Source organism: Protofrankia sp. Cr1 (genome assembly GCF_963555865.1).
Lineage (GTDB): Bacteria > Actinomycetota > Actinomycetes > Frankiales > Frankiaceae > Protofrankia.
Genome location: NZ_CAUVXO010000497.1, coordinates 1 through 3,763, shown reverse-complemented (window position 1 = coordinate 3,763; position 3,763 = coordinate 1). Strand labels below are relative to the sequence as shown.

Genomic DNA, 3,763 nt, shown 5'->3' with positions numbered 1-3,763 from the left:
AGGACGGTGGTGACGAGCCGGTAGGTCTCCTTCTTGCTCGCGGGCAGGGGCTGGCCGGTGTCGGGGTCGCGGTCCAGGGTGTACTCGACGACCCGCACGGCGATCTTCTGGCCTTTGCCCCTGGTGCCGGGTGCGACGAGGTGGGACAGGTAGGAGCCGTCGGCGAGTTCGGCGACGACGGGCAGGCGCCGGTCGGACGTGGCCCGCCAGAGCAGGTCCGCGCCGGTCGCGGCGGCTTTCTCAAACAGCTCGAAGCCGAGGAAGTTCCGGTCGGCGAGCACCAGCAGGCCCGGGCGCAGCGCGGGAAGCAGCTCGTCGAACAGGGCCTGTTCGCTGGCGGCTTTCGACCCGCCTGTCCCGCCGAAGCCGGCGCTCAGCAGCGTCCGGGTGCCGCACTCGACCAGGCCGAGCACCCGGACCTGCGGCAACGCCCCCTCGCCCTGGTCGTTGCCGGGTTTCCCGAACGCCGCGGCGTTCTCGTCGGTGTCCGGCACGAGCAGCGTCGTGCCGTCGACCGCGCACACCCGCCAGCCCCGGTAGAACGCCCCGACCGTGCGTCGGGGCAGGGCCATCGGCATCGCGGTCCGCTCGAACAGCAGCTTCACCGGCTCCACCCCGAGCCGATCCCGCGCCCTGGTGATCGCGGTGGTCGCGGGGACCTTCACCGGCCCCGCCCCGTCCGAGCGCCAGTCCTCGGCGACCTTGACCTGCCGCATCACCTCGTCGTAGCCGTCCGACGGGAACAACGCCAACGCGATCACATAACGCAGCGTCAGTGCCGCCGGCAGGTCCCGCCTCCGCCGCTCACGCCGCCCCGTGTCCACGACGACCGCGTCGACCAGCGCGTCCGGGAACTGCGCCGCCAACACCCCCAGCCCGACCCGGTCCACCAGCCGGTCACCGCGCTTCTCCTTGACCTGACCACGTCTCGGCACACCCCAGAACCTACACGATCAGACCCTAAGTTCCTGGTATTGCGGCCCGGCCTTTCGTCGCGATCCGCGCCCGACACCAGGGTCACCGGGTAGACGATCGCCAGGACCGCGGCCACCAGCATGCGCGGTGGTGTACGAATTCACTCATTAATTCGGCCGTTCTTGCGCCGCTGCTCGACTATTCGATCGATCTCGCCCACGCTGGCGGCACCCTGGAGATCCTCCTCGCTGATCTCCAGACCGAACCGGTCGAACAGGCTCATGGACAGCGCTACTATTGTGAGCGAGTCGAGGCCCGCGTTTTCCAGGCTGAGTTCGGGGCGCAAAGCCGCCTCCTCCAGTTTAAGATCGTCCAGCAGAATGCGTTTGAGCTCCTCGTTCATCTTGGTTCCCTTCCTGCCCCGTCATCTGATGCTTTCCGACGAACCGGAACCGTCACCAACGACGATAAATGCACCGCGCTGGTACCGGTCGCGGCAGGTTCGGCGCTGTAATTTCCCGCTTGTCGTTTTGGGTATGGTGCCGCGTCGCAGGAAGACGACCTCGTGGACATGGATGCCATGGTGCGCTGCGACAGCGCGGCGCACCATGGCCCGCAGTCCGCCGAGATCCGCGTTCTCGTCCGGCCGTATCTCTGCGGCGATCACGACCCGCTCTTTCTCGCCGGTGCTGATCGAGAACGCGACGACGTTACCAGGCCGCACCGCCGGCACCTGTTCCTCGACGGTCAACTCGATATCGGTCGGATGATGGTTGCGGCCGTCGATGATGATAAGGTCCTTAAGACGACCCGGGATGAACAGCGAGTCACCGTGGAAGAAGCCGAGATCTCCCGTACGCAGCCAGCCTTCCTCTCCGTCGAGAACCGCGTCGAAGACCTCGTCCGCACGCTCGTCCCGTGCCCAATAGCCGGCGCAGACGTTCGCGCCGCGCACCCAGATCTCCCCGACCTCCTCCGGTCCCGCCCGCAGTCCGGTCGCTGGGTCCACGATCCGGACTTCCTGGTCTACGGGAAGCCCGCAGCCCACCATGGTGACCCCTCGGGTGTCTCCGTCCTCGATCCGCCGGACCCGGCCGGCGTCCAGCTCTGCGCGATCGAACGAGCAGACAAGCGGCTCCTGGTCCAGACGGACAGCGGTCACCACGAACGTCGCTTCCGCCAGCCCGTAGACGGGAGTGTGGGCGGAAGGCCGGAATCCGCAGGGCGCGAAGGCTTCGGTGAAGCGGGCCAGCGAACGTGCCTTCACGGGCTCGGCACCGTTGCCGGCGTAGATCAGCCGAGACAGGTCCAGTCCGGAACGTTCCTGCGCGGGGATCCGATCCACGCACATGTCGAACCCGAAGTTGGGGCACAGCATGTGCGTCGCCGCGTGGTCGCTCAGTAGCCGCAGCCAGCGTCGCGGCTCCCGCACGAACGCGAGGGGGGTCAGGTGAACAACCGGGACCCCGATCGCCAGCGGGAGGATCACCCCGAACACAAGGCCCATGTCGTGAAAGAACGGGCTCCAGCTCACGATCGTGGAGTGCTCGTCGAAGCGCAGGCCGGTGACGCTCTGGCTCACCGCCGCGGCCATGTTCCGGTGGGTCACCCGGACGCCCGCGGGATTCCTCGTCGAACCGGACGTGTACTGGAGATAGGCCGACGCCGTGGGCTCCGAGGACACCGGAGCCCACGGCGTCGCCAGGTCAGGCTCGGCCTCGTCGGGACAGATGATCCGTACCGGCGTGGACGCCGGAGTCCTGGCCACCGTTTCGCGAACCAACCGCGGTGTGATGGCCACCTCGCAACCGCAGTCGTCCATCGCCAGCGCGATCCGGTCGTTGTGGCGGTACGAGGCCGGTGCGGACAGCGGTACCGCGATCACCCCAGAGTAGAGGCAGGCGACGAACCCGACGACGAAGTCCACCCCGGTCGGGCAGAGAATCGCGGCTCGCGCGCCAGGACGGACGAACTGCCGGAGCCGCCCGCCGACGGCGCGGACCCGCGCGTCCAGTTCCCCGTAGGTCAGGTCTCGGGTCCGCCCTTCCGGCTCGGTGGAGTAGTCGAGAAACGTCATCGCGACCTGCTCGGGATCCGATGCGGCGCGCCGTCGAATGGCCGCGGGAACCCCTCCCGCCTGTCCGGTCCAGGCGGTTTCCGAGATGACGCTCACGATCGGCTTCCTCCTGCGGTGCGGAGGCGCCCGGTATTGAAGACCTGGCTGGCTACGGTACGCAGCAGGATGTTCGATGTTCCCTCGTAAATCTGGCCGATCATCGCGTCCCGGTAGAATTTTTCGACGGGATACGCGTTGCTGAACCCGTTGCCGCCGAAGGTCTGGACCGCTTGCGACGCTGCCCGCTCGGCCACCTGCGAAGCGAAGTACTTCGCCATCGCGCAACGCGACAGCAGCTCGGGAACCTGGCCACCGCTGTCGGCGAGGCGCGCCACGTCGTACACCAGCAGGCGCGCCGCCTCGATCTCGGTCGCCACCTGCGCGAGGGGAAGCTGCACACCCTGGAAGGTGGCGATGGGCTGACCGAACTGGTGGCGCTGTTCTGCGTACGCGACGGCCGCGTCGAGGGCGCCGGTGGCCAGACCCACCATCTGCGCGCCTATGCCGATGCGGCCGATGTTGAGCGTGTCGATGGCGATGTCGTAACCGTCGCCTTCCTCTCCGAGTACCTGGTCCTGAGGGATGCGCACCCCGTCGAACTGGACCTCGCAGGTGGAACTCGCCCGGATCCCGAGCTTCCCCTCGTTGGCCCCCACGACCAGCCCGGGTGTGTCCCGCGGCACCAGGAAGGCCGTGATGCCGTACACGCCGTGGTCAGGCGCGGCGTTGGCG

The 3,763-nt window shown here is 68.0% G+C and carries 4 protein-coding genes; all 4 read right to left on the bottom strand.

Annotated elements, in window-relative coordinates; genetic code table 11:
• Positions 1–935: IS4 family transposase (locus U9980_RS24525; RefSeq protein ID WP_322770095.1), on the bottom strand; the 935-nt coding region annotated here is incomplete at its 3' end.
• Between the two features lie 140 nt (positions 936–1,075).
• Positions 1,076–1,318, bottom strand: a complete 243-nt coding sequence (locus tag U9980_RS24520) for an acyl carrier protein (protein WP_322770094.1) — start codon at positions 1,316–1,318, stop codon at positions 1,076–1,078.
• Positions 1,319–1,339: 21 nt separating this feature from the next.
• Entirely contained in the window at positions 1,340–3,088 is a 1,749-nt protein-coding gene (locus U9980_RS24515) for a fatty acyl-AMP ligase (protein WP_322770093.1), read from the bottom strand.
• Positions 3,085–3,763: acyl-CoA dehydrogenase family protein (locus U9980_RS24510; protein WP_322770092.1), on the bottom strand; the 679-nt coding region annotated here is incomplete at its 5' end. The genes U9980_RS24515 and U9980_RS24510, both read right to left, overlap by 4 nt.

Bases quoted from the DNA above. Each gene is read 5' to 3' on its own strand.
- U9980_RS24520 (WP_322770094.1), bottom strand. From the start codon at position 1,318: ATGAACGAGGAGCTCAAACGCATTCTGCTGGACGATCTTAAACTGGAG.